The sequence below is a fragment of the Malaciobacter sp. genome, from assembly GCF_055140965.1.
In genome coordinates, this window is the sequence record NZ_JBSRRO010000013.1 from 17,909 (window position 1) to 42,866 (window position 24,958).

The following is a 24,958-nucleotide window of genomic DNA, read 5'->3' on the forward strand; positions in this document are numbered from 1 at the left end:
TTTAAGTTGGTTTTTAGTATAATCGCGGAAAATTAACTTTAAAGAGAATAAATGAGAGATATTAGAAACATTGCAGTTATTGCACACGTTGACCATGGTAAAACTACACTAGTAGATGAACTATTAAAACAATCTGGGACTTTTTCTGCACACCAAGAAGTAGATGAAAGAGTAATGGATAACAATGATATTGAGAAAGAAAGAGGAATTACTATTCTTTCTAAGAACACTGCTATTGATTATGAGGGTGTAAGAATTAATATTATTGATACTCCAGGACATGCTGATTTTGGTGGAGAAGTAGAGAGGGTTTTAAAAATGGTTGACTCTGTATTACTTCTAGTAGATGCACAAGAGGGAGTTATGCCTCAAACAAAATTTGTTGTTAAAAAAACTCTTGAATTAGGACATAGACCAATTGTTGTTGTAAACAAAATTGATAAACCAGCTGGTGAACCTGATAGAGTTGTTGATGAAGTATTTGACCTGTTTGCACAAATGGATGCAACTGAAGAACAACTTGAATTTCCAGTAATTTACGCAGCAGCTAGAGATGGTTATGCTATGCATGAATTAGAAGATGAGAAAAAATCTTTAACTCCTTTATTTGAAACTATTTTAAATGAAGTTCCAAAACCAAAAGGAAGTGAAGAAAATGGACTTCAACTTCAAGTATTTACACTTGATTATGATAACTTTATTGGGAAAATTGGTATTGCAAGAATTTTTAATGGTACTATTACTCAAGGTGAAACTGTTCTTTTATGCAAAGCTGATGGAGAGAAAGTTAAAGGTAGAGTAACTAAGCTTATTGGATTTAAAGGTTTAGATAGAATTGAAGTAAAACAAGCAGGTGCAGGTGATATTGTTGCAGTTGCAGGATTTGAAACTATTGATGTTGGAGATTCATTGTGTGATCCAGCTAATCCAATGCCATTAGATCCTATGCATATTGAAGAACCAACTCTTTCAGTTACATTTGCAGTAAATGACTCACCATTAGCAGGTACTGAGGGTAAATATGTAACTTCAAATAAAATCCAAGAAAGACTTGATTCTGAAATGAATACAAATATTGCTATGAATTATGAGCAAACAGGTGAGGGTAAATTTAAAGTTAATGGTAGAGGTGAACTTCAAATAACAATTTTGGCTGAAAATATGAGAAGAGAAGGTTTTGAATTTTCTATTGGAAGACCAGAAGTTATTACAAAAGAAGAAAATGGTGTAGTATTAGAGCCATTTGAGCATTTAGTAATTGATACACCAAATGATTATACTGGGACTATTATTGAAAAATTAGGTAAAAGAAAAGCTAATATGACAAATATGGTACCAATGGGTACAGGTTCTACAAGATTAGAGTTTGAAATCCCAGCGCGTGGACTTATTGGAATTAGAACTGAGTTTTTAACTGATACTAAAGGTGAGGGTGTTATGAATCACTCATTTTTAGATTTTAGACCACATTCAGGTATGGTTGAATCTAGAAAACATGGTGCATTAGTTTCAATGGAGAATGGTGAAGCTTTAGGTTATTCTATTTTTAACTTACAAGATAGAGGGGTTATGTTTATTAAACCTCAAGATAAAGTTTATATTGGAATAGTAGTAGGAGAGCACGCAAAATCAAACGATTTAGATGTTAATCCAATCAAAGGAAAAGCACTTACAAATGTAAGAGCAAGTGGAAGTGATGATGCTATTAAACTTGTTCCACCAAGAGCTTTAACATTAGAAAATGCATTAGAGTGGATTGAAGATGATGAGCTTGTTGAGGTTACTCCAAAATCTATTAGAATAAGAAAAAGAGACTTAGATCCAACAGTTAGAAAAAGAAATGCAAAAAAAGTTAAATTTGCTGATTAAAAATTAAAAAAAGTAAAATTTATAAAAAAAGAAGAGATTTATAATCTTCTTTTTTTATTTCGAAGTTTTAAAATAAAAAATCAATAGTGATTTATGGCAAATTTTATATACATGTCATGGATTCACCAATAAAATAGGCGATAATTATGAAAATATCAAAAAAAACAGATTATGCTCTTAGAGCACTATTCGCAATAGCAGAGTTAAAAGGTGAGTCTATCTCAACAAAAAATCTTTCTAAATATACTGATGTTCCAAAAAGATTTTTGGAAAACATTATGCTAGAGATGAACAATGCTGGTTGGGTTAAAAGCACACCTGGTAGATATGGTGGATATACATTGGCAAAAGATGCAAATGATATAACCTTAGGTGAGGTAATACGACACTTTGAGGGAATGTTGGCAATGATTTCTTGTGTGAGTGTTTCAAATTATGAGCCATGTTCTCAAGAGAGTAAGTGTTATTTTAGAAGAGTTTTTCTAAATATACGAAATTTAACAGCTCAAATCTTAGATAAAATGAGTATTGCAGTTTGTTTAAATCAAGATCCAATTAAAAAAGAAGATATTTATAAAGAAGAGTTTATTGGTGGGTTGGGAATATAAATAGCTATATTCTTTTGGCTTTATAGTTTCAAGTTTTTAAATAAATATAAAAATACTTGACAAATATATAAAAATAGAATATAATTTCACCAATTAAGTGTATAATAATTAATTTAAAAGGATAATAGAGATGTGTAGTATGTGAAGTTAAAAAGTTAATTTAGGAAAGGTGAGATTTGGAATCTTTAAAATTCACACATTTAGTGTATATTCTATTTAAAAAGAGAGAAAATGAGAAAAATATTAAACAACTTTAAAAAATTAGCAATTGCAGTTACATTGCTTCCAGCTTTGGTTTTTGGTGCAAGTTCATCAATAGAAAATATAAAAGAAAAAGGAAAAGTAAGAATTGGGGTGTTTAGTGATAAAGCTCCTTTTGGTTACCTTGATAGCAATGGAAAGCTTCAAGGATTTGATGTTGTAATTGCAAAGAGATTAACAAAAGAATTATTAGGTGATGAGAAAAAAGTCGAATTTGTACTGTTAGAACCAGCAAATAGAGTTGAGTATTTAGAAACAAACAAGGTAGATATTGTAATGGCTAACTTCACTGTAACAGCGGAACGAAAAGAAAAAGTAGATTTTGCAAACCCTTATATGAAAGTAGCACTTGGTGTAGTTTCGCCTGAAGGAAAAGTGATTAAGTCTGTTGCAGATTTAAAAGATAAAAAACTTATTGTAACAAAAGGAACAACTGCTGAAACATATTTTACAAAAAATTATCCAGAAATAAATTTATTAAGTTTTGATCATATTTCAGAGGCATTTGCAGCATTAAAAGATGGAAGAGGAGCTGCACTTTCAAATGATAATACATTATTATTTGCATGGGCTAGACAAAATAAAGGTTTTGTTACAGGTATTGATTCATTAGGTGATTTAGATACGATTGCACCAGCTGTAAAAAAAGGAAATAATGAATTACTTAAATCGATTAATCAGATATTAGTAAAATTAGGAAAAGAGAATTTTATTCATAAAGCTTACAATAAAACATTAAAGCCAATATATGGAGATTCAATTAATATTGATTCAGTAGTAATTGAGGGTGGAAAGTTATAGAAAAAATAAAAGAAGAAGATAGGTCGAAATATGGACATTGATTTTATTATTAAAGTTTTACCTTTATTCCAAAAAGCTTTATTACTGACATTAAAACTTGCATTTATTGGAATTTTCTTTTCAATTATAATAGGCTTGATTTGTAATTTATTATTATCAACAAAAAGTCTTATTTTAAAGAATATAGTAAGTGTGTATATTGAATTATCAAGAAATACACCCTTACTTATACAACTTTTTTTTCTTTATTATGGGTTGCCAAAATTTGGTATAAAACTAGATGAACAAGTTTGTGCAATAATAGGTTTGAGTTTTCTAGGTGGAAGTTATATGAGTGAAGCATTAAGAACAGGAATTGAAGCTGTACATCTTAATCAACTTGAGTCAGGATTAAGTTTAGGTATGAATAAAATAGAATTATTTAAATATGTAATTTTACCACAAGCAATTTCTGTCTCAATTCCTTTAATAGGAGCAAATGCAATTTTTTTGGTTAAAGAGACTTCTGTTGTTGGAATTATTGCAGTCAAAGAATTAATGAATTTAACAAAAACACTTATAGGCGTTTATTATAAGACATATGAATCTTTATTATTATTGATTATATTTTATTTAATAATTCTTTTACCATTATCTTTTATTTTATCTTATGCCGAAAGGAAAATACGATATGCAGAACATGGGAATTGAATTAATATTTGAAGGAAATAATCTTTTAAGAATACTTGAAGGGCTATTAACAACGGCTCAAATTGCATTTAGTTCTATATTTATAGGATTAATTTTTGGCATACTATTTGGATTAATATATTCAACAAAAAATCTATTTATAAGATTTATATGTAGGTTTTATTTAGATTTTTTTAGAATAATTCCTATTCTTGTATGGTTATTTGTATTTTATTTTGTAATTCCAAAATTTTTTAATATAGATATTGGTGGTGAATTTGTAGCAATTAGTGTGTTTGCTTTATGGGGAATTGCAGAAGTCGGAGATATTACAAGAGGTGCTTTGGAATCTCTTCCTAGACATAATAGTGATGTGGCTTTAGCTTTAGGCTTTAATAAAATACAGTTATATACTTATGTATTAGTTCCACAAGCATTTAAGAGAATTTTACCAGGAGTTATAAATTTAGCAACAAGGATGATAAAAACAACTTCTCTGGTGGTTATGATTGGTGTAGTAGATGTAATAAAAGTGGGTCAACAAATTATTGAAAGTAATGTTTTAAGGGTTCCTGATGCTTCTTTTTGGATATATGGATTAATATTTTTCTTATATTTTATAATTTGTTATCCTATGTCAAAATTTGCAAAAGTACTAGAAAACAGATGGAATAAGTAGAGGTAAGTGTGAATAAAATAATAGATATAAAAAATCTTCACAAAAAATATGGAGATAAAGAAGTAATTAATGGTATTGATTTAGAAATTTCAGAGGGTGAAGTTGTTGTTTTATTGGGTCCTTCAGGTTGTGGTAAAAGTACATTATTAAGAACAATAAATGGTCTTGAAGATATACAAGATGGAAAGATTCTTTTAGATGGGAAAAGTATTCATTCAAAAAAAACAGATTGGACACAAATAAGACAAAAAATAGGTATGGTATTTCAGAATTATGAATTATTCCCACATTTAAATGTAATAGATAATATATTATTAGGACCCACAAAAATTCAAAAGAGAGCAAAAAATGAAGTAATTATTCAAGCAGAAGAATTGCTTAAAAAAGTTGGTCTTGAAGATAGAAAATATGCCTATCCAAGAGAACTTTCTGGAGGACAGAAACAAAGAATAGCAATAGTTAGAGCTTTGTGTATGAACCCTGAAATTATGCTTTTTGATGAAGTTACAGCTTCTTTAGACCCAGAAATGGTAAGAGAAGTTTTAGATGTTATTTTAAATTTAGCGAATTCAGGAATGACTATGCTCATAGTTACTCATGAAATGGGATTTGCAAAATTAGTTGCAGACAGAATAATATTTTTGGAAAATGGAAAGATTTGTGAAGAATCAAAACCTAAAGATTTTTTTACAAATCCAAAAACACAAAGAGCAAAACAGTTTTTGAATATTTTTGAATATTAAAATTATGATAGTTTAGTTCTAATTATATTAATACTTGAAAAAATAATGAGCTATAGGACTAAAATAAATAACATTATTTTACAATATATTTCTTAGATAATTTGATAGTATACAATTAAAAATTATATAGAAATATAAGTATAAATAAAGAAATTCTTTTTTAAATATAATAATTGAATTTATAGAAAATACTACAAAAATGAGGAAGAAAGTATGTATGTAACACATTTGGAGTGTCCAAAATGTAAAACAAAATTTAACCATAAAGAGGTACAGCAATTATGTACCAAGTGTCATTCACCTTTATTGGTTAGATATGATTTAACTATGATTAAAGATGAGTTAAAAAAAGAGTACTTCTCTTTTAGATGTTGTAATTTATGGAGATACAGAGAGTTATTGCCCATAGAAAAGCAATCAAATGTTGTCTCTTTGGGTGAGATGATGACACCTATAATAAAACTTGAAAAACTCGCAGAAATAATAGGATTAAAAAATCTTTATTTAAAAGATGAGGGATTAAATCCAGGAGGAAGTTTCAAATCAAGGGGTGCAGCTGTTGGAGTTTCAAGGGCAAAAGAGTTGGGTGTAAAAAATTTTGCCATGCCAACCAATGGAAATGCTGGAGCCGCTTGGGCTATTTATGCCGCAAAAGCAGGAATAAAAGCGCATATTGTTATGCCAAAAGATGCTCCAAGTATTACAAGAAATGAGTGTGCAATTGCAGGTGCAAACTTAACTTTAGTTGATGGACTTATTAGCGATGCGGGGAAAATTGTAGCGAATGCGGTAAAAAAATATGCTTTTATGGATGCATCAACGCTTAAAGAGCCTTATCGAATCGAGGGTAAAAAAACGATGGGATTCGAAATTGCTGAACAATTCAATTGGCAAGTGCCAGATGTGATTTTATATCCAACAGGAGGAGGAGTAGGACTAATTGGAATTTATAAAGCCTTACTTGAATTAAAAGAAATAGGATTTATAGGTGAAAAATTGCCACGATTGGTTGCTGTTCAAGCCTCAAATTGTGCTCCCATTGTAAAAGCATTTAATGAAAATAAAAAAGAGTCACAGTTTTGGGAAAATGCTCAAACTATAGCTTATGGTATAACTGTTCCAAAAGCAATTGGGGATTTCTTGGTTCTTGAAGCTCTTTATGAAACCAATGGAACAGCAATAGCCATAGATGATGAAGATACTTTACATTATCAAGAAATATTAGCAAAAAATGAAGGACTTTTTGTATGTCCAGAGGGTGCCGCTACATTAGCTGCTACAGTTAAATTGTATAAAAATGGCTGGATTAAACAAAATGAAAAGGTGGTTATACTTAATACAGGAAGTGGACTTAAATATCCTGATACGGTACAAATAAAACGACCTCTTTTACAAACAAATGAAGAGTTGAACATTGAATAAACTAATATTGAAAATAAAAAAATCTTTGAGTGTTTATTTGCAGAACTTAACTTTAAAGAAGATTTGAATAAAGAGCTTGTTTTGCTCAAAAAAGATACCGCTCGAATAATCATTATATCCAGTGGAAATATTGGGTATTTAATAGCAAAAAGTGTAAGAACTTATAATAAGGATTGTGAAATATTACTGATCAATCCTTTTAATTTATCTTCCATTTATTGTGATGTAGTTGAAATTGATAGGTATGATTTGGATTTTGAAGAACAAGATATTTTGGGTAAAAACTATGATTTTCCAATCTTAAAAGAGTGTATAGACAAAATAGATAAAAATAAAAAAAGAGTTAATACAAGAGAGAAAGACTATGAATACATTTTTTTAATTGTTGCTAAAGAGAGCGGTTTCTTTTCAAATATCAAGTTAAATTCAAAAGAGTTACAAGATAAAATATTTATCTTTTGGAAGATGTGGATAGTTATCCTTTTACAAAAAATACTCTTTATACTGAGAAATTTCTAAATATTATTATTGGTGAAGATATAGCCAAAAAACTAAAGTCTCAGTAAAGCCCTATTTTAAGGTATTTTAAAAATAAAAAAATAAATTAATGTAAAAAACTCTTGACAATTAAAAAAAAAGCTACTATAATTTCACCAATCTAGTAGGTGATAGATATTTGCCTTCAAAAATTATCTCAAACAAGGATTAAACATGATGTGCGATATGTGTAGCAAGAAATCAAATAAGTTAAAGTAAAAGGCGAGATTTACAGAATCTTTAATATTCACACATCTAGTGTATAAAAAATAAGGGAAAAATATGAGAAATTTAGTTAAGAGTTTAAAAATAGTGGCAACTGTAGCGTTATTAATACCTGCATTATCAGTTGCATCTGATTATGATTCAAGAGCAGAATTAAGTAAGAAAAAAGTTGAGATTTTAAATGTATCGTATGACCCTACAAGGGAGTTATATAGTGAGTACAATAAAGTATTTGCAAAGTATTGGAAAGAACAAACAGGACAAGAAGTTACAATTAAGCAATCACATGGAGGGGCTGGAAAACAAGCAAGAGCCATAATTGATGGACTTAAAGCCGATGTTATTACTTTAGCACTTGCTTATGATATTGATAAAATCAGTGACAAAACAGGACTTTTCCCAAAAGATTGGCAATCAAGATTAGAAAACAATTCAGCACCTTATACATCAACGATTGTATTTTTAGTAAGAAAAGGTAATCCTAAAGGTATACATGATTGGAATGATTTAATAAAACCAGGTGTAGAAGTGATTACTCCAAATCCTAAAACTTCAGGAGGAGCTAGATGGAACTATCTTGCAGCTTATTCGTATGCACTTAAAAAAGGGTTAGGAACATTAGATAATTTAGACAAAAATTCTGCCAAATACAAAAAAGCAGATAAAAAAGCAAAAGAGTTTATAAGCAAAATATACAAAAATGTACCTGTGCTTGATTCAGGGGCAAGAGGTTCTACAAATACATTTGTACAAAGAAGAATCGGAGATGTACTTTTAGCTTGGGAAAATGAAGCATTTTTGGCTATCAATGAGTTAGGACATACGGACTTAGAGATTGTAGTTCCTAGTATTAGTATCAAAGCAGAACCACCGGTAACAGTAGCAGATAAACAAGCTAAAAGAGATGGCGTGTATGAAGTTTCAAAAGCTTATTTAGAGTATCTATATTCACCAAAAGCACAAAATCTTGTAGCAAAATATTATTATAGACCTTATAAACCAGAGTTTGCCAATAAAAAAGATTTAGAGAGATTTCCTAATTTAAAGCTGATTACTGTAAATCAAGTGTTTGGTAGCTGGAAAAATGCTCAAGAGATACATTTTAATGATGGTGGAGTATTTGACTCTATTTATAGACCATAAAGGTATTATTGACTTACTTTTAGTAAGTCAATATCAAAAGGCGATATAATGACAGCACAAATAAATACGATAAAACTACCAAACAGAAAAACATTTTTAAAAGATAATGCCACTAAAACATTTAATAAATTAGCAATCTTTGACATCAGTGGTTTTGGGAATATCAATCACTATTATGGCTATGAGTTTGGTGAAAAGCTGTTAAAGTTAGTATCACACCGATTTCAAAAACGATTTGCCAACGCATCGATTTATTATTTAGGTGCAGATATCTTTGCTGTAACTTCAACAAAAAAAGTTTCAAAAGAGGAGTTTTTACAGACCATTAAATCTGCCATCTGGTATTTTGGATACTCCCCTATTGAACTGGATGGCAATAAAGTTTATATTCCTTTGAGGGTAGGCGTAGCGGTTAATTACCCTGAACTTCTTTTTAGTGCTGAGTTTGCTTTGTCTCAAACAAAAGTGTTAAAACACAATATCGTGGTATATGATATTTCACATCATCACATTTGCCATCCCAACTCTTTATCGATACAACAAAATTTATATTGGGAGAGTGAAATTATAAAAGCAATAAAAAAAGACCGATTTGAAGTCTTTGTGCAATCGATTAATTCAAAAGAGAATAAAAAATATGAAGTATTAGTACGAATGAAAGATTCAAAAGGGGAGATTGCAACACCTTATTTTTTTATCAATAGAGCCAAAAAAATTAATTTGTATTCACAAATTACTAAAAAAGTGATTGAAAAATCATTTGCATTCTTTGAAGATAAAAGAATGGAATTTAGTATTAACTTGAGTATTTCTGATATTTTAGACAAAGAGGTGGTGGATTTTTTAATTCAAAAGATTTATGAATATCATTTAGGGGATTATTTAACGATTGAAATTACCGAAAGTGAAGGCATAGATAATCTTGCCGAAGTGGTTTCTTTTATAAAAACTATAAAAAGTTTTGGAGTAAAGATTGCGATAGATGATTTTGGAACGGGTTACTCAAATTTTACCTATTTAGTAGAACTGCAAGCTGATTTTATCAAAATTGATGGCTCAATTATTCAACAAATGAATAAAAGTAAAAGTGCCAAAGCAGTGGTGGAAGCCATTGTTTTTTTTGCGTCTAAAGTGGGCATGAAAACGGTTGCAGAGTTTGTCTCTAGCAAAGAGATTTATAAAACCAGTCAAGAAGTTGGCATTGATTATTTTCAAGGCTATTTGTTTGATGAACCCAAAAGTATAAATAAAATATAAATGAGGAAAAAATGCGATTAAATTTCGGAATATTAAAACGACCTAAATCCTCAATTCCAGGATTTGGTCTTACGATGGGATATACAATATTTTATTTAAGTATTATTGTAATTATTCCTTTGATAGCTTTGTTTACTGAAGCTTTTAGTATGGGTTGGGAAAAGTTTTTCAGTGCTACTACAGATGCAAGAGTGGTTGAGAGTTATAAGCTTACTTTTTATACTTCGATGATTGCAGCAGTGATAAATACTTTTTTTGGAGTGATTGTTGCTTGGTGTTTGGTGAGATATGAGTTTTTTGGAAAAAGAGTTTTTGATGCGATGGTGGATTTGCCTTTTGCACTGCCAACAGCGGTTTCAGGTATTGCACTCACAACACTTTACTCCTATCAAGGATGGTTTGGGCAATACTTAGAACCAATGGGATTAAAAATAGTGTTTACCCCTATTGGTATTACTATAGCTTTAATCTTTATTGGTCTTCCTTTTGTGGTACGAACCGTGCAACCTGCACTTGAAGAGCTTGAAGTTGAACAAGAAGAAGCAGCTTCAAGTTTAGGGGCAAATAGATGGCAAACTTTTTATAAAGTAATTTTACCTACAATTTTTCCAGCTGTTTTAACAGGATTTGCCCTTTCATTTGCAAGGGCTTTAGGCGAGTATGGTTCGGTTGTATTTATCTCTGGAAATATGCCATTTAGAACAGAAATCAGTACACTGCTTATTATTACAAAACTAGAGCAGTATGATTATGTGGGAGCGACAGCCATTGCAGTTGTGATGTTACTGATCTCTTTTGTGATGTTATTGGTTATTAATATACTTCAAAGATGGAGTTCAAGAAGAAGAGGAATGGAGGCAATATGAAAACTTTTAATAATTCAAATGGTTCACAAAGTGAATCGAAGCTTGTAAAGTATGGGTTGATTTTTACAGCAGTAAGTTTTTTAACTATTATGCTTTTAGTTCCTTTGATATCAATTTTTGCAGAAGCCTTTAGAAAAGGAGTTGATGCTTACTTTTTAGCTTTTAATGATGAATATGTTTTTCAAGCTATTAAACTCACAGTGATCACAGCACTTATAGCCGTGCCATTAAATCTGGTTTTTGGAGTGTGTGCTTCGTGGGCGATAGCTAAGTATTCATTTTTTGGTAAAAGTGTTTTAATCACTTTGATTGATTTACCTTTTGCTGTTTCACCTGTTATTTCAGGGTTTGTGTATGTGTTGCTTTTTGGGGCTCAAGGTTGGTTTGGTCATTGGCTGATTGAAAATGATGTTCAAATAATTTTTGCTGTGCCTGGGATTGTATTGGCTACTATTTTTGTAACTTTTCCATTTGTTGCAAGGGAATTAATACCTCTTATGCAAGAGCAAGGAAACGACGAAGAACAAGCAGCACTTTTATTAGGGGCTAGTGGGTTTCAAACATTTTGGAAAGTGACAATACCAAATATAAAATGGGGTTTACTTTATGGCGTGATTTTGTGTAATGCAAGAGCTATGGGAGAGTTTGGTGCAGTTTCTGTTGTATCTGGTCATATTCAAGGCGTTACAAATACCATGCCACTGCAAGTTGAGATTTTGTACAATGAATATAACTTCGTAGCAGCCTTTGCAGTATCAACACTGTTAGCCATATTAGCCCTACTCACGCTTGTATTAAAATATAGTTTAGAGTGGAAAGTAAGAAGACAATTAAAGAAATTAAAAGAGGAAAACTAATGAATATAGAAGTAAAAAATTTAACAAAATATTTTGGAAACTTTACAGCCTTAGATAATATAAACCTTGATGTAGTTCCAGGGGAGTTATTGGCACTATTAGGACCATCAGGAAGTGGTAAAACAACTCTTTTAAGGATGATAGCTGGACTTGAAATATTGGATACAAGCGATATTGGAGAGATACTTTTTAACAATCAAAATGTAGCCAATAAACCAATCGGTGATAGAGATATTGGTTTTGTATTTCAACACTATGCACTTTTTAAGCACATGACAGTTTTTGAAAATATTGCCTTTGGATTGAGTGTAAAACCCAAAAAAGAGAGACCCTCAAAAAGTGAAATAGAACAAAAAGTTAACAAACTTTTAGACCTAATTCAACTTGATGGTTTTGCTCATCGTTTTCCTTGGCAATTATCTGGTGGTCAGAGACAAAGAGTTGCCCTTGCAAGAGCTTTAGCGGTTGAGCCAAAAGTATTATTACTAGATGAACCTTTTGGAGCATTGGATGCAAAGGTGCGTACAGATTTAAGAAGATGGCTAAAAGAACTACAAAGTGAGATAGGTATTACTACTATTTTAGTCACCCACGACCAAGAAGAAGCTTTGGAAGTTGCAGACAGAATTGTGGTGATTTCTAAAGGAAAAATAGAACAAATAGGAACCCCTGAAGAAGTGTTTCATAATCCAGCCAATGAGTTTGTCATCAACTTTTTAGGAAATGTAAATCTGTTTCATGAAAGAGGTGAAAATAGTGAACAAAAGTATCATATAAGACCTCATGAACTTGAAATTGTATCAAGTAGCAATAGTGATATTATTTCAAAAGCACAAATCAAATATATTCAATTAGCTGGTTCTCAAGTAAAGATTGATTTACAAGATTTAGAGAATCATAAAACTATTTTAGTAGAACTTTCTCACCATGAATTTAAACAAAAAAGTTTAAATATTGGCGATATAGTAGGAATAATTCCAAGAGAGTTAAGAACTTTTGAATATGGAGCGGGAATTTAATAATCTTAACATAAATATAAAAAAGAGTGCTCAAAAAAATATAAAATATTAGCACTAACTCTTGACAAGTGCTAAAAATATTTGATATAATTTCAATAACTTGATAGGAAAGATATCAAGAATATCATTTTTAAAAAGGAGTTTAAAATGTTACTTACAAGATTTGACCCATTTAAAGATATTGCAGAATTTGAAAAAAGATTTTATAGTCCAACACAAAAAGAAGGTGTAAGTGGATTTGTTCCTATGGTAAACACAAGAGAAGGTGAGTTTGCTTACCATATAGATGTTGATTTACCTGGAGTTAAAAAAGAGAATATTAAAGTAGATATAAATAAAGATGTTGTAACTATTTCAGGTGAGAGAAAAACAAAAGAAGAAATTAAAGAAGAAGACTACTATAAAGTAGAGACATCTTTTGGTAAATTTACAAGAAGCTTTACTCTGCCAGAAAATGCAGATAAAGAGAATATTGATGCTAATTATAATGATGGAGTTTTAGAAGTAATAGTTCCAAAATTAGCAGAAGACAAACATAAAAAAACTATTGAAATTAAATAATATATAAGTAATAGCACCTATTTTTTGAGTAGCTCAAGTAAAGATTTTCTTTACTTGAGCATTTTTTTTAACTTTGATTTTATTGAGTTAAAGCCTAATCTAACTCCACTATATTTCATTATTTTAGCAGTCTTTTTCCATTGAGATTTTTCATAGCAAGGATTTGGACATTTTCTGCATCTTGGCTTTATTTCATGTGGGCATTCTAGCAATCTTTGAAAACAGTATTCAATATCTTCTTTACATTTGGTACATAAATGCAAATCTATTTTAAAATTTTCATCTTTATAAACTAAATTTTTTGTAAAAGAGTTTATATCTTCATGTTTATTTTTACAATAAAGTTCAAAAAACTTCTTTAAAGTATCTATTTCTATTTTAAATTTTTCTTTTGTCATTGTAACTCTTTATTTAAGTTTTTAAATTTTATAGAAAATAGAAAATAAAAACAATGATACTAATCAATAGAAGTAAGTTTTAAAAGAGTAATTTCTGAACTAGCACCTAATCTCATAGGAGGTCCCCAAAACCCTGTGCCTTTATTTACATAAATTTGAGTTGTATTGTTATGTTTGTATAAACCTCTTATATAAGGTTGTTGAAGTTTTACTAAAAGATTAAATGGTACTATTTGTCCACCATGTGTATGACCACTTAAAATTAAATCAATCTCTTTTGTTGATTTTAATTCCTCAAGATATTTTGGCTGATGGGATAATAAAACTGTTGGTGAATTTTGTTTATTCTTTAAAGCTTTTTTTATATCAGGTTTATAAGAGCCATAGCTATATCCAAAGATATCATAAACTCCAACAAGGTTAAAGCCTAAATTCTTTTCTCCAATATAAACATTTTCATTTTCAAGTACTTTTATTCCTAAAGAGTTAACATAAGTTATAATATTTTTTACTTTATGAAAATATTCATGATTCCCAACAATAAAATAATTACCATATTTTGATTTTAATTTCTTTAATTCATTTAGTGCCTCTTTTGCATAAATTAGATTAGTATCTACTAAATCTCCTGTTATTACAATGATATCAGCATTTAAGGTGTTTATTGTTTTAACAAGAGATGATACAAATTTTTTATCAACTAAACCACCAATATGAACATCACTTATTTGTACGATATTATAAGGTTTTTTTAAATCTTTTATCTTAACATCAACTTTTTCTATTTCTATATGTTTAGCATTATACATAGCTTTTGCATTAATAGATCCTGCAATTGCAATAGAGCCAATATCTAAACTTCTTTTAAAAAAATCCCTTCTTTTTTCATCTTTTATATTTGTATTAATTAAATAAGAAAAAATATCATATATAATTGCTGTTGAAAATAATAAGAATACTATGCCAATAGGAATACTTAACAGAAAATATATTTCATTTGGGACAATAGGATATCTTCTAAATATCATATATCCTATTATTCCAAAGATATTAATAATTAAGAAATAATTTAAATAGTTTTTATATCTTTTTTTAAAATGTAATTTTTTAATGAATCTTTTTGAAATATATAAACTCATTAAAATAAACACTATTGTAAAAATTGTTGCAAATATCATAAATCTCATAAAAAATATTATATAGAAAAAAAATAACGTTTACATAAAATTTATTTAATTAAACTATTATAAGAGAATAGAAGCTATAATATTTCAGAAATAATTATAATTTAAGGGAAGTAATATGAAAAATTTTTCTATTTCAAAGAAATTTACACTGGTCTCATTAAGTGTAACAGTTTTATCAATAGTTATTGGATACTTTACTTTAAACTACTATAAAAACCAGCTAACAAATGATGTTTATAATAGTATAAAAAGTGAGTTGTCAAAAAGCTCAAAAGATAGAATTAAAGCAAAATTTGATGTTGGAATATCAAATGCAATTTCAATTGCAAATGATAGTATGATAAAAAAAGCATTAGTTACAAATGATAGAGATTTAGCAATAAAAGCTTTAGCAAAGCTATCACAAAGTATGAAAAGTAATACTCCTTTTAAAAATATTAAAGTGCATATTCATACTAAAGACAATCATTCATTTTTAAGAAGTTGGAAAGCAAATAAATTCGGTGATGATTTAAGCTCTTTTAGAAAAAGTGTAGTAAAAGTTAATAATACAAAAAAAGCTATTAATACTTTTGAGGTTGGGAAAGCTGGGCTAAGTATAAGATCAGTTGTTCCTATATTCTCACAAGAGGGTGAACATATTGGTTCTTTAGAGTTTATGCAAGGAATAAATTCAGTTGCAAAAGCTTTTGATAGTAACAAAGAGGGCTTTATTTTACTTATGGATAAATCTTTAGCTGTTACAAATATAAATAGTAAAGATGTTTTATGGAACAAGTATCTAATTTCACAAAAATTTATAAATAATAATTTTTTAGAAGATTTAAAAAGTATTGATTTAACTAATCTTTTATCAGAAAAATTACAAAGTAGTGAAAAATATACATATACCTATATAGATATAAAAGATTTTGAAAATAATAAAGTAGGTATTGCAATCTCTGCTAAACCTAATAGTATTGTTCATCTAGCTATAAATAAAGCAACAAGTCTTATATTTGTTGCACTAATTATATTAATTGTATCGTTAATTATTACTTTTATAATCTCATTATTTAATATGAAAGCAAATATTATATCTCCTATTAAAAATTTAAAAATGGCAATTGATAATATAAGAAGCAATAATTCAAATGCAAATCATATTGATGTAAAAAATAAAGATGAAATAGGTGATGTTGTAAATAGTTTTAATTTGTACCTTGATTCTATACAAGAGGGCATTTCAAAAGATAGAGAAGTTATCCATGAAGCAAGTGTAGTAATAGAAAAAGTTAATGCTGGTTTATTTAATGATAAAATTAATAAAGAAGCAAGTTCTAAAGAAGTTGCCTTATTAATCCATGTTATAAATGATATGATTGAAAAAACTGGAGGTAATTTAAATATCATCTCTGATACATTAGTTGAGCTTTCACATGCAAAATATGATACAGAAGTTCCATCAATAAATGGAGTAACAGGTTTAATTGCTTCACTTTTAGATGGTTTAAAAGTAACTCAATCAACTATTTCAGAAGTAATGGCACTAATTGATGATTCAAATTATAAATTAACAAATAGCTCAAATGAACTATCAGAAGCTTCTCGAAGATTAAGTGAATCATCAAATGTTCAAGCAGCAGGACTTGAAGAAACAGCAGCTGCAGTTGAAGAGATAACATCTACTATTTATAAAAGTGGTGAAAATGCTCAAAAAATGAGTCAACATGCAAATGAAGTTACAAAGTCAAATGATGATGGTAAAAAGCTTGCTCACTTAACAGTTGATACTATGGAAGAGTTAAGTAATGAGGTTATCTCAATTCATGAAGCAATTTCAGTGATTGATCAAATAGCATTTCAAACAAATATTCTTTCATTAAATGCAGCAGTGGAAGCTGCAACTGCTGGCGAAGCTGGTAAAGGTTTTGCTGTTGTTGCACAAGAAGTAAGAAACTTAGCAAATAGAAGTGCAGAAGCTGCAAAAGAGATTAAAGAGTTAGTAGAAAGTGCTACAACAAAAGCACAACAAAGTAAAGAAGTTACGGATAAAATGCTAAATGGTTATAACCAATTAGATGAAACTATTAAAACTACAATTGATTTAATAGCAGAAGTTGCAAATGCTTCAAAAGAACAACAAACAGCTATTACACAGATTAATGATACTGTAAACTCATTGGATAAAGCAACACAAGAGAATGCTTCACTTGCAACAAATATTAGTTCAATGGCTCAAAATACACAAAACTTGGTGCAAAACTTAAATAATGTAATTAGCAGTACAACATATAATGAGGATTCAAAGAAAAGAATTTGTGACCCAGCAATGATTTTCACACTAAATAGATTAAAATCAGACCATATAGTATTTAAAAATCATAATTTTTGTAAATGTAAACTTGGGGCAGATTTTAAAGTAACGAATCATCATAACTGTAAACTTGGAAAATGGATAGATGAACATGAAAATGAACCTTATGCTAAATCAAGTGAATGGCAAGAATTATTAAAGTTACATAAAGGTATTCATGAAAAAGTTCAAGTAACAGTTGATTATTATGGACAAGGAAGAGATAATAGTGAGATTTTAAATCAAGCACAAGAAGTTGAAAATGATATAACTAGAGTTTTTGAAGTTCTAGATAAAATTAAAGAATTACACTGTGAATAAAGATAGTATCATTTGATACTATCTTTGATAGCTTGAAGTAAGTTATCTATATCCTCTTCTTCCATAGTATAGTGTACAGATACTCTAACCCAACCTGGTTTATTTTCTAAATCAAGTTTCTCAATACCTAATAAATCATGTCCATATGGACCAGCACATGAGCAACCAGCTCTTGTTTGAACACCAAAAATATTTGATAGTTTTGCACATAAATCATAAGGACTTAAATCTTTTATATTAAAAGAGACAATACCTATATTTTCAGCTTCTAAATTTCCATAAATTACAATGTTTTCAATCTTTTTTAATTCATTTATAAAATAGTCTGTAAGTCTATTTTTTTTATTTTTAATATATTCAAAACCTACTTCATTTCTAAGCTGATAAGCAAGTGAAGCTCTAATAAATTGTAAAATTCCAGGAGTTCCTGCATTTTCTCTATTTTCTACTTTTTCATCATATTTTTGAGTATCTTTATTTACATATAAAACAGTACCACCACCTGCAAAAGTAGGGCTTATTTCATTGTTTATTAGGCTTTTTCTTATTACTAAAAGGCCACAGCTTCCAGGACCACCTAATAATTTGTGTGGAGATACAAATAAAGCATCATAATATTTACATTCAACATTCATATAAGGTGAACTAGCTGCTGCATCAAAACAAACAATAGCATTATATTTTCTTAAAAGTTTAGAAATCGCTTTATAATCACTAATTATTCCTGTAACATTTGAAGCAATACAAAAGCTACCAATGATTTCTCTATTTTCATTTTTTTTAAGTACTTCTTCTAAATGTACTAAATCAACTAATCCATTTTTATCTAATTTTATTCTAATAGATTCACATAAAGCTTCTCTGTAGCTAACATCATTTGAGTGATGTTCATATGGTCCAATTATTACTAAAGGAAGTTTTGATTTATCCACATTTATATTAAATCTTTGTTTTGTTGCTGGGGGGATATAAACTCCCATTAGTTCTTGAAAATGCTTTATTGCAGCAGTCGCACCACAGCCACCTGGCAAAATAGTGAAGTTTTCATCAAGTTCAAACATTTTTTTAAGATTTTCTCTTGCTTCTTCAAAATAATTACTAGTAGTATCAGCCATTGAAGCTTCTTTTGAATGAGTATTAGCATAGGTTTGAAGAACTTGATTTATACGAGCTTCTATTGGTTCAAATGCCAATCCAGAAGCCGTATAGTCAAAATATAAATTTTTGTGTTGACCAATAATATGTTTTTTTAAATCTTTTGAATCAATAATTTTTCTGAATAGATTTCTTTTCATTATACAACTTTTTATAAAAATTTTATTCTAAAGCTATTAAATAAAAAACTAAAAGTTTTGTTTTAACTTTTTTTCAAATTCTTGCGCATTTTTAGTAGGTACATCTAAAACAATGATATTCTCTTTTGGAGTAATTTTAATTGTTGTTGCTTTATACTCATTTAAAAGTGTATATAGCTTTTCTAAACCTTGAGCATTTATATTTTTATCTTTTAATTCAAAGCCAACAAAACTAAAACCATCTTTATTACTATTATATACACCATAATAGTTTTCAAAATCTTTTTTTGTATCTATAAAGTCATAAGACTCTTTTATTTTAAATGTAAGTTCAGATTGCAAGACATTGATAAATCTATCAATTCCCCAATCTTTTACTAAACTTGCAAGTTTTGATTGTTTTTCATTTTCTCTAAATCCATAATCTCTATAGACTTTAGCCACAGCTTTAGCTAGTGAAATAACTTGTGATGGTGCAATATATCCAATATTATAAATTTTTTCATTAACACCAACATCAACTTTAAATTGAATTTTACCATTACAACTCTTAATTGCTTTAAAGAATAGATCATTATCTTTACAATCTTCATCAACACAACCACAACCATCAACTAAAATCTTCAATTCATTTGGCAGGTTTACAAAGTTTTTATTTGCTTCAAATGCTTCATTTAAATTTTCTACAAGTTCACTAACATCTGTTGCTTGGTTTTGGTTATACCCATTTATAGGACAAGACATAATATTTGTAGGTACATGCCCACTTGCATAAATTGAATTTAATTCTACACTATTTAAAAGATTGAAAATAGCAGGAATATCAAAAATTTTAATATTATCAAACTCTAAATTTTGTCTTGCAACAAATCTTGCACTATTATTTGTAAACTCTTTAGAAATAGTTGTAATCACTTTTAATTGTTCAAGTGTTAATTTTGCATTTATTATTTTTATTTTTAAAGTAAAACTTGCATTTGAAATATCATTATTTTGTAAAGTTAATCCATACCATTTAAGTCTTTGTATATCATCTTCTTGTAAGGGTTCACCAAGGACTGCATACAAATAGATGTCCGCAAGGACATCTAAGCCACTTTTTTGTTTTTTTATTCTTTCTATTTCATCAAAATTTATTTTTTTCACCATAAGAGTACCTATTTATTTAATTATTTTTGCATCCCAATGGGGAAAATGTTTTCTAACTAAAGCATTAAATTCAATCTCAAACTCTGAGTATTCTGAACTTTTTTTACCTTGTTCTTTTGATTTATCCCTTATCATACCAGCCCCAACTGTATTATTTGATATTCTATCAATTATAATAAAACTTCCCATTGTTTTATTTTGATTATATTCATCAAATGCAATCTCTTGGTCTAAATCTAGCTTTGCATGGGCAATTTCATTTAGATTTAAAACATTTGTGCTTTCATCTTTGTCAAGAGTATTAACATCTGTTTTATAATAAAACTTATCAATACTTCCTGTAGTGGTTGTTGTTGCTCTTTTAATATTATATGTTTTTCCTTTTGTTAAAGGTTCATCACTCATCCAGACAATATCAACATCTAAGCTACTTGCATGGTTAGGTTGCTCAGCACTTTTAACAATAACATCACCTCTACTAATATCAATCTCATCTTCAAGTGTAAGTGTAATAGCTTGTTCAGCATAAGCATAATCTAAATTACCCTCATAAGTAACTATTTGCTTAACATGAGAACTTTTTCCTGATGGTAAAACTGTAATGGCATCTCCTACTTGAATAATACCAGAAGCAATAGTCCCACAAAAACCTCTAAAATCAAGATTTGGTCTATTTACATATTGAACAGGTAATCTAAAGTGTTGTAAATCTCTATCTTTTGCTATTTCAATATGTTCTAATGTGTGCATTAAAGTATCACCTTGATACCAAGGAGAAAATTCACTTTTATTTACTACATTATCTCCATTAAGTGCAGAAATAGGTATTAATATAATATCTTCAATTCCTAAACTTTTTGCAAATTTTAAATAATCAGCTTTAATTTGTTCAAATCTATCTTCACTAAAATCAACTAAATCCATTTTATTAACTGCAACTACAATATGTTTAATTCCAAGTAGTTTTGTAATAAATGAGTGTCTTTTAGTTTGTGTTTGAACTCCATATCTAGCATCAATTAAAATAATTGCTAAATTGGCTGTACTAGCTCCTGTTGCCATATTTCTAGTATATTGCTCATGCCCTGGAGTATCTGCAATAATAAATTTTCTTTTATCTGTACTAAAATATCTATATGCAACATCAATAGTAATACCTTGTTCTCTTTCACTTTGAAGTCCATCAACAAGTAAACTTAAATCAAATTCATTATTTGTTGAATTTGTTTTTTTTGAATCATTTTTAATTGCTGCTAATTGGTCTTCAAAAATCATTTTAGAATCATGTAAAAGTCTTCCAATAAGAGTTGATTTTCCATCATCAACACTTCCACAAGTGATAAATTTTAGTAACTCTTTATTTTCATGCTCTTTTAAATACTCTTGTATATTTGATGCTATTAAATCAGATTGATGTGCCATTTTAAAAATACCCCTCTATTTTTTTCTTTTCCATTGACCCCGCTTGGTCACTATCAATTACTCTTCCTTGTCTTTCACTTGTTTTAGTAAGTAACATCTCTTGAATAATTTCAGGCAGAGTTGTTGCAGTACTTTCAACTGCACCTGTTAGAGGATAACAACCTAAAGTTCTAAATCTAACAATCTCTTCTTTTATCTCTTCACCATCTTCAATTGGCATTCTGTCATCATCTACCATGATTTTCACACCATCTTTTTCTACAACAGGTCTTTTTTTAGCAAAATATAATGGAACAATAGGTATTTGCTCTAAATATATATATTGCCAAATATCAAGTTCTGTCCAATTTGAAAGAGGAAAAACTCTTATTGATTCATTTTTATGTACTCTTCCATTATAAATATTCCAAAGTTCTGGTCTTTGGTTTTTTGGATCCCATCTATGATTTTTATCTCTAAATGAGTATATTCTCTCTTTTGCTCTACTTTTTTCTTCATCTCTTCTAGCCCCACCAAATACAGCATCAAATCTATATTTATTTAGCGCTTGTTTTAACCCTTGAGTTTTCATAATATCTGTATGAACTGCACTTCCATGGGAAAATGGTCCAATTCCTTGGTCAACTCCCTCTTGGTTTACATGTACTAATAACTCAACTCCTAACTCTTTAGCTCTTTTATCTCTAAATTCAATCATCTCCTTAAATTTCCATGTTGTATCAACATGAAGTAAAGGAAATGGCAGTTTTGCAGGTGCAAATGCCTTTACAGCAAGGTGAAGCATAACAGCCGAATCTTTACCAATTGAGTAAAGCATTGCTGGGTTATTAAACTCTGCTACAACCTCTCTTATAATATGAATTGACTCAGCTTCAAGTTGTTTTAAGTGAGTTAATCTTTTTGTATCTAACATAATCTCTCCATCAAATTAAAAACTATTTAATATATTTCAAATTAAAGGTTTGAATATACCACCACTATTTTTTGTGTAAACCACACTCTTTGTGTTCAGGGTTTTCCCACCACCATCTACCAGCTCTTATATCTTCACCGTCCTTAACGGCTCTAGTACAGGGTGCACAGCCAATACTTGGATAACCTTTGTCATGAAGCTTATTGTATGGAACGCTATTTGCTTTTATATAATCCCATACATCTTCTTCACTCCAATTTATCAAAGGATTTACTTTTATTAGTTTAAAAGCTTCATCCCACTCTACTAATTTCATATCTTCTCTTGTAATACTTTGAGAACTTCTAAGTCCTGTAAACCAAACATCAAGACCTTTTAAAGCTCTTTTTAATGGTTCAATTTTTCTAATACTACAACATCTTTTTCTATTTTCTATACTTTCAAAATGACCGTTAATACCTTGAGTTTTATATAGTTCTTCTACATTATCAAGATTGGGAAAGTAAACATCAAGTTTTACACCATATTTCAAATTTGTTGCATCCATCACATCATATGTTTCAGGATTTAATCTTGCTGTATCTAATGTAAATACTTTTGAAGATTTATCAATTTTAAAAATTATATCTGTTAAAACTTGATCTTCAGCTCCTAAACTTGAGGCTAGGGCAACTTTATTTTTGTATTGATTTAAAAAAAACTCAATCACTTCTTGTGTAGAAGAGTTTTTTAATTGTTCATTTAATTCATCTATAATATTCATAAACATACCTAAATTTGATAATCATTTTGTGTAGGTTTTACTCTACCTAATGGAATTTTATTCCATGCTCTTTCATGAAAATAGTAAAGAATCATTTTTGTAACCACTTCAATAGAGCCAATTGATGCAGCCATTACTAAATTACCTGTAATAAAGTAAGAAATAATTATAGTATCTAATGTTCCAAGTGTTCTCCAAGAGACTGTTTTTACAATTGATCTGTAGGGCTTTTCATGCATTTTAATTCCTCATATGCCTTAGGTTTTTCATATGAGGATGAGTATTTCTACTCATCGTCATATTCATATAGTCCTGAGCTTAGGTATCTTTCTCCTGTATCACAAAGAATTGTAACAATAGTTTTACCTTTATTCTCAGGTCTTGAAGCAACTAATTCAGCTACTTTTACATTTGCACCAGCAGATACTCCAATTAATAAACCTTCTTCTTTTGCTAATGCTCTTGAAGCTTCAATTGAGTCTTCATTTGAAACTTGAATTACTTCATCATATACTTTTGTATTTAATATATCTGGAACAAATCCAGCACCAATACCTTGAATTTTATGAGGACCTGGTTTCCCTCCACTTAATACAGGTGATGCTTCAGGCTCAACTGCAATAACTTGAATATTTGGATTGTGTTGTTTTAAAACTTCACCTGTTCCTGTAATAGTTCCACCTGTACCAATTGCAGCTACTAAAATATCAATTTTCCCATCTGTTGCTTCTAAAATTTCTTTAGCTGTTGTTTGTCTATGAATTTCTGGATTTGCTTCATTTGCAAACTGTTGTGGTACAAATGAATTCTCTATTTCTTGACTTAATTCATTTGCTTTATCAACAGCACCTTTCATTCCTTTTTCTGGTTCAGTTAATACAAGTTGTGCACCTAATGCTTTTAGTAACTTTCTTCTTTCAATACTCATAGAACTTGGCATTGTAAGAACTAATTTTATTCCAAGACCTGCACAAACAGAAGCTAGTGCAATACCTGTATTTCCACTTGTTGGTTCAATTACTGTTGTATTTTCATCAATTAAACCTTTTTCAAGTGCTGATTTAATCATGTTTGTTCCAATTCTATCTTTAACAGAATGAGTAGGATTCATAAATTCACATTTACCTAAAACTGTTGCTTCACTTCTTTTACTAGCACCTTGAAGTTGTACTAAAGGTGTATTTCCTATTAATTCTGTAACATTTTTTGCGTATTTCATCATAAACTCCTTGTAATTTATATACTATAGTGTAAAAATTGATTATATTTCTCTTGATATTCATCTAACTTTGAAAGATTAACATCAAAATATCTTTTCATATTTGCTTTCGCATCATCAAAGAAAAGATTTAATATAGGATTTTGACTTCTTTGATCAATGATTTTTAAATCATCTTCTAAAACTGAAAGTATCTCACCTATATTTATCTCTTCTGGCTTTTGGGCTAAAACATACCCACCTTTTGCTCCTCTAATACTTTTAACTAATCCTGCTCGTCTTAGTTTACCTAGAAGTTGTTCTAAGTAGTTTTGAGGAATTTGTGCATTTTTTGAAATCTCTTTGATTTGCATGGGAGTATCCTTTTTGTGTTTACTTAACTCATGCATGGCCATAAGACCATATACTCCCTTTGTTGATATTAATGGCATTTAGTTTC

The 24,958-nt window shown here is 29.2% G+C and carries 25 protein-coding genes; 15 read left to right on the forward strand and 10 right to left on the reverse strand.

The window, feature by feature from the left end; genetic code table 11:
- The first annotated feature begins 51 nt into the window (after positions 1–51).
- The 14 genes from typA to ACTCCZ_RS05540 all read left to right on the forward strand — a co-directional run bounded on the left by typA (position 52) and on the right by ACTCCZ_RS05540 (position 13,517).
- Entirely contained in the window at positions 52–1,869 is a 1,818-nt protein-coding gene (gene typA / locus ACTCCZ_RS05475) for a translational GTPase TypA (protein ID WP_079578190.1), read from the forward strand.
- 146 nt (positions 1,870–2,015) lie between these two features.
- Positions 2,016–2,477: an RrF2 family transcriptional regulator gene (locus ACTCCZ_RS05480; protein ID WP_079578191.1), complete on the forward strand. Its 462-nt coding sequence runs from the start codon at positions 2,016–2,018 to the stop codon at positions 2,475–2,477.
- A 231-nt stretch (positions 2,478–2,708) separates the two neighbouring features.
- Complete coding sequence (locus tag ACTCCZ_RS05485) at positions 2,709–3,539, forward strand: cysteine ABC transporter substrate-binding protein (RefSeq protein WP_079578192.1); 831 nt, start codon at positions 2,709–2,711, stop codon at positions 3,537–3,539.
- 30 nt (positions 3,540–3,569) lie between these two features.
- On the forward strand, positions 3,570–4,229 hold the full coding sequence (locus ACTCCZ_RS05490; protein ID WP_079578193.1) for an amino acid ABC transporter permease: 660 nt from the start codon (positions 3,570–3,572) through the stop codon (positions 4,227–4,229).
- Positions 4,210–4,887, forward strand: coding sequence for an amino acid ABC transporter permease (locus tag ACTCCZ_RS05495; protein ID WP_079578194.1), 678 nt, complete (start codon positions 4,210–4,212; stop codon positions 4,885–4,887). Before ACTCCZ_RS05490 ends, ACTCCZ_RS05495 begins: the two co-directional genes overlap by 20 nt.
- 8 nt (positions 4,888–4,895) lie before the next feature.
- Positions 4,896–5,630, forward strand: a complete 735-nt coding sequence (locus tag ACTCCZ_RS05500; protein WP_079578195.1) for an amino acid ABC transporter ATP-binding protein — start codon at positions 4,896–4,898, stop codon at positions 5,628–5,630.
- 213 nt (positions 5,631–5,843) lie between these two features.
- Positions 5,844–7,052: a threonine synthase gene (locus ACTCCZ_RS05505; protein ID WP_079578196.1), complete on the forward strand. Its 1,209-nt coding sequence runs from the start codon at positions 5,844–5,846 to the stop codon at positions 7,050–7,052.
- 81 nt (positions 7,053–7,133) lie between these two features.
- Entirely contained in the window at positions 7,134–7,571 is a 438-nt protein-coding gene (locus tag ACTCCZ_RS05510) for a hypothetical protein (protein WP_463187178.1), read from the forward strand.
- Between the two features lie 300 nt (positions 7,572–7,871).
- Positions 7,872–8,957: a sulfate ABC transporter substrate-binding protein gene (locus ACTCCZ_RS05515; protein WP_079578198.1), complete on the forward strand. Its 1,086-nt coding sequence runs from the start codon at positions 7,872–7,874 to the stop codon at positions 8,955–8,957.
- A 48-nt stretch (positions 8,958–9,005) separates the two neighbouring features.
- Entirely contained in the window at positions 9,006–10,214 is a 1,209-nt protein-coding gene (locus tag ACTCCZ_RS05520; protein WP_119184362.1) for an EAL domain-containing protein, read from the forward strand.
- An 11-nt stretch (positions 10,215–10,225) separates the two neighbouring features.
- Positions 10,226–11,080 (forward strand): sulfate ABC transporter permease subunit CysT, encoded by an 855-nt coding sequence (gene cysT, locus ACTCCZ_RS05525; RefSeq protein ID WP_079578200.1) that lies wholly within the window; start codon positions 10,226–10,228, stop codon positions 11,078–11,080.
- Positions 11,077–11,937 carry a sulfate ABC transporter permease subunit CysW gene (gene cysW / locus ACTCCZ_RS05530; RefSeq protein ID WP_079578201.1) on the forward strand — a complete coding sequence of 287 codons (861 nt, stop codon included), beginning with the start codon at positions 11,077–11,079 and terminating at the stop codon, positions 11,935–11,937. Before cysT ends, cysW begins: the two co-directional genes overlap by 4 nt.
- Positions 11,937–12,956 carry a sulfate/molybdate ABC transporter ATP-binding protein gene (locus ACTCCZ_RS05535; RefSeq protein WP_079578202.1) on the forward strand — a complete coding sequence of 340 codons (1,020 nt, stop codon included), beginning with the start codon at positions 11,937–11,939 and terminating at the stop codon, positions 12,954–12,956. The genes cysW and ACTCCZ_RS05535 overlap by 1 nt, the downstream gene beginning before the upstream one ends.
- A gap of 147 nt (positions 12,957–13,103) precedes the next feature.
- Positions 13,104–13,517: an Hsp20/alpha crystallin family protein gene (locus tag ACTCCZ_RS05540; protein WP_079578203.1), complete on the forward strand. Its 414-nt coding sequence runs from the start codon at positions 13,104–13,106 to the stop codon at positions 13,515–13,517.
- Between the two features lie 50 nt (positions 13,518–13,567).
- Here the strand turns inward: ACTCCZ_RS05540 and ACTCCZ_RS05545 are convergent, their stop codons facing one another.
- Entirely contained in the window at positions 13,568–13,915 is a 348-nt protein-coding gene (locus tag ACTCCZ_RS05545) for a nitrous oxide-stimulated promoter family protein (protein ID WP_079578204.1), read from the reverse strand.
- 59 nt (positions 13,916–13,974) lie between these two features.
- Positions 13,975–15,093, reverse strand: coding sequence for a metallophosphoesterase (locus tag ACTCCZ_RS05550; protein WP_322853526.1), 1,119 nt, complete (start codon positions 15,091–15,093; stop codon positions 13,975–13,977).
- Positions 15,094–15,217: 124 nt separating this feature from the next.
- Between ACTCCZ_RS05550 and ACTCCZ_RS05555 the strand changes: the two genes are divergently transcribed.
- Positions 15,218–17,758 carry a methyl-accepting chemotaxis protein gene (locus tag ACTCCZ_RS05555; RefSeq protein WP_463187181.1) on the forward strand — a complete coding sequence of 847 codons (2,541 nt, stop codon included), beginning with the start codon at positions 15,218–15,220 and terminating at the stop codon, positions 17,756–17,758.
- A gap of 8 nt (positions 17,759–17,766) precedes the next feature.
- Here the strand turns inward: ACTCCZ_RS05555 and ACTCCZ_RS05560 are convergent, their stop codons facing one another.
- The 8 genes from ACTCCZ_RS05560 to ACTCCZ_RS05595 all read right to left on the reverse strand — a co-directional run bounded on the left by ACTCCZ_RS05560 (position 17,767) and on the right by ACTCCZ_RS05595 (position 24,950).
- Positions 17,767–19,026, reverse strand: a complete 1,260-nt coding sequence (locus tag ACTCCZ_RS05560; RefSeq protein ID WP_196778266.1) for an aminotransferase class V-fold PLP-dependent enzyme — start codon at positions 19,024–19,026, stop codon at positions 17,767–17,769.
- Between the two features lie 75 nt (positions 19,027–19,101).
- Positions 19,102–20,202 carry a hypothetical protein gene (locus ACTCCZ_RS05565; protein WP_079578207.1) on the reverse strand — a complete coding sequence of 367 codons (1,101 nt, stop codon included), beginning with the start codon at positions 20,200–20,202 and terminating at the stop codon, positions 19,102–19,104.
- 12 nt (positions 20,203–20,214) lie between these two features.
- On the reverse strand, positions 20,215–21,624 hold the full coding sequence (cysN, locus tag ACTCCZ_RS05570) for a sulfate adenylyltransferase subunit CysN (RefSeq protein WP_079578208.1): 1,410 nt from the start codon (positions 21,622–21,624) through the stop codon (positions 20,215–20,217).
- A 1-nt stretch (position 21,625) separates the two neighbouring features.
- Positions 21,626–22,537, reverse strand: coding sequence for a sulfate adenylyltransferase subunit CysD (gene cysD / locus ACTCCZ_RS05575; RefSeq protein ID WP_079578209.1), 912 nt, complete (start codon positions 22,535–22,537; stop codon positions 21,626–21,628).
- 64 nt (positions 22,538–22,601) lie between these two features.
- Positions 22,602–23,300: a phosphoadenylyl-sulfate reductase gene (locus ACTCCZ_RS05580; protein ID WP_079578210.1), complete on the reverse strand. Its 699-nt coding sequence runs from the start codon at positions 23,298–23,300 to the stop codon at positions 22,602–22,604.
- A gap of 8 nt (positions 23,301–23,308) precedes the next feature.
- Positions 23,309–23,539, reverse strand: a complete 231-nt coding sequence (locus ACTCCZ_RS05585; protein WP_079578211.1) for a DUF2061 domain-containing protein — start codon at positions 23,537–23,539, stop codon at positions 23,309–23,311.
- Between the two features lie 47 nt (positions 23,540–23,586).
- Positions 23,587–24,519: a cysteine synthase A gene (cysK, locus tag ACTCCZ_RS05590; RefSeq protein WP_079578212.1), complete on the reverse strand. Its 933-nt coding sequence runs from the start codon at positions 24,517–24,519 to the stop codon at positions 23,587–23,589.
- A 17-nt stretch (positions 24,520–24,536) separates the two neighbouring features.
- A complete protein-coding gene (locus ACTCCZ_RS05595; protein ID WP_079578213.1) occupies positions 24,537–24,950 on the reverse strand; it encodes an RrF2 family transcriptional regulator in 414 nt (137 codons plus the stop codon).
- Between the last annotated feature and the right edge of the window lie 8 nt (positions 24,951–24,958).

Coding starts and splice junctions, on each gene's coding strand:
- ACTCCZ_RS05580 (WP_079578210.1), bottom strand. CDS start 23,300: ATGAATATTATAGATGAATTAAATGAACAATTAAAAAACTCTTCTACA.
- ACTCCZ_RS05520 (WP_119184362.1), top strand. CDS start 9,006: ATGACAGCACAAATAAATACGATAAAACTACCAAACAGAAAAACATTT.
- ACTCCZ_RS05550 (WP_322853526.1), bottom strand. CDS start 15,093: ATGATATTTGCAACAATTTTTACAATAGTGTTTATTTTAATGAGTTTA.
- cysN (WP_079578208.1), bottom strand. CDS start 21,624: ATGGCACATCAATCTGATTTAATAGCATCAAATATACAAGAGTATTTA.
- ACTCCZ_RS05535 (WP_079578202.1), top strand. CDS start 11,937: ATGAATATAGAAGTAAAAAATTTAACAAAATATTTTGGAAACTTTACA.
- ACTCCZ_RS05495 (WP_079578194.1), top strand. CDS start 4,210: ATGCAGAACATGGGAATTGAATTAATATTTGAAGGAAATAATCTTTTA.
- ACTCCZ_RS05595 (WP_079578213.1), bottom strand. CDS start 24,950: ATGCCATTAATATCAACAAAGGGAGTATATGGTCTTATGGCCATGCAT.
- ACTCCZ_RS05490 (WP_079578193.1), top strand. CDS start 3,570: ATGGACATTGATTTTATTATTAAAGTTTTACCTTTATTCCAAAAAGCT.
- ACTCCZ_RS05515 (WP_079578198.1), top strand. CDS start 7,872: ATGAGAAATTTAGTTAAGAGTTTAAAAATAGTGGCAACTGTAGCGTTA.
- typA (WP_079578190.1), top strand. CDS start 52: ATGAGAGATATTAGAAACATTGCAGTTATTGCACACGTTGACCATGGT.
- ACTCCZ_RS05545 (WP_079578204.1), bottom strand. CDS start 13,915: ATGACAAAAGAAAAATTTAAAATAGAAATAGATACTTTAAAGAAGTTT.
- ACTCCZ_RS05485 (WP_079578192.1), top strand. CDS start 2,709: ATGAGAAAAATATTAAACAACTTTAAAAAATTAGCAATTGCAGTTACA.
- ACTCCZ_RS05555 (WP_463187181.1), top strand. CDS start 15,218: ATGAAAAATTTTTCTATTTCAAAGAAATTTACACTGGTCTCATTAAGT.
- cysT (WP_079578200.1), top strand. CDS start 10,226: ATGCGATTAAATTTCGGAATATTAAAACGACCTAAATCCTCAATTCCA.
- cysW (WP_079578201.1), top strand. CDS start 11,077: ATGAAAACTTTTAATAATTCAAATGGTTCACAAAGTGAATCGAAGCTT.
- cysK (WP_079578212.1), bottom strand. CDS start 24,519: ATGAAATACGCAAAAAATGTTACAGAATTAATAGGAAATACACCTTTA.
- ACTCCZ_RS05505 (WP_079578196.1), top strand. CDS start 5,844: ATGTATGTAACACATTTGGAGTGTCCAAAATGTAAAACAAAATTTAAC.
- ACTCCZ_RS05480 (WP_079578191.1), top strand. CDS start 2,016: ATGAAAATATCAAAAAAAACAGATTATGCTCTTAGAGCACTATTCGCA.
- ACTCCZ_RS05585 (WP_079578211.1), bottom strand. CDS start 23,539: ATGCATGAAAAGCCCTACAGATCAATTGTAAAAACAGTCTCTTGGAGA.
- ACTCCZ_RS05540 (WP_079578203.1), top strand. CDS start 13,104: ATGTTACTTACAAGATTTGACCCATTTAAAGATATTGCAGAATTTGAA.
- ACTCCZ_RS05565 (WP_079578207.1), bottom strand. CDS start 20,202: ATGGTGAAAAAAATAAATTTTGATGAAATAGAAAGAATAAAAAAACAA.
- cysD (WP_079578209.1), bottom strand. CDS start 22,537: ATGTTAGATACAAAAAGATTAACTCACTTAAAACAACTTGAAGCTGAG.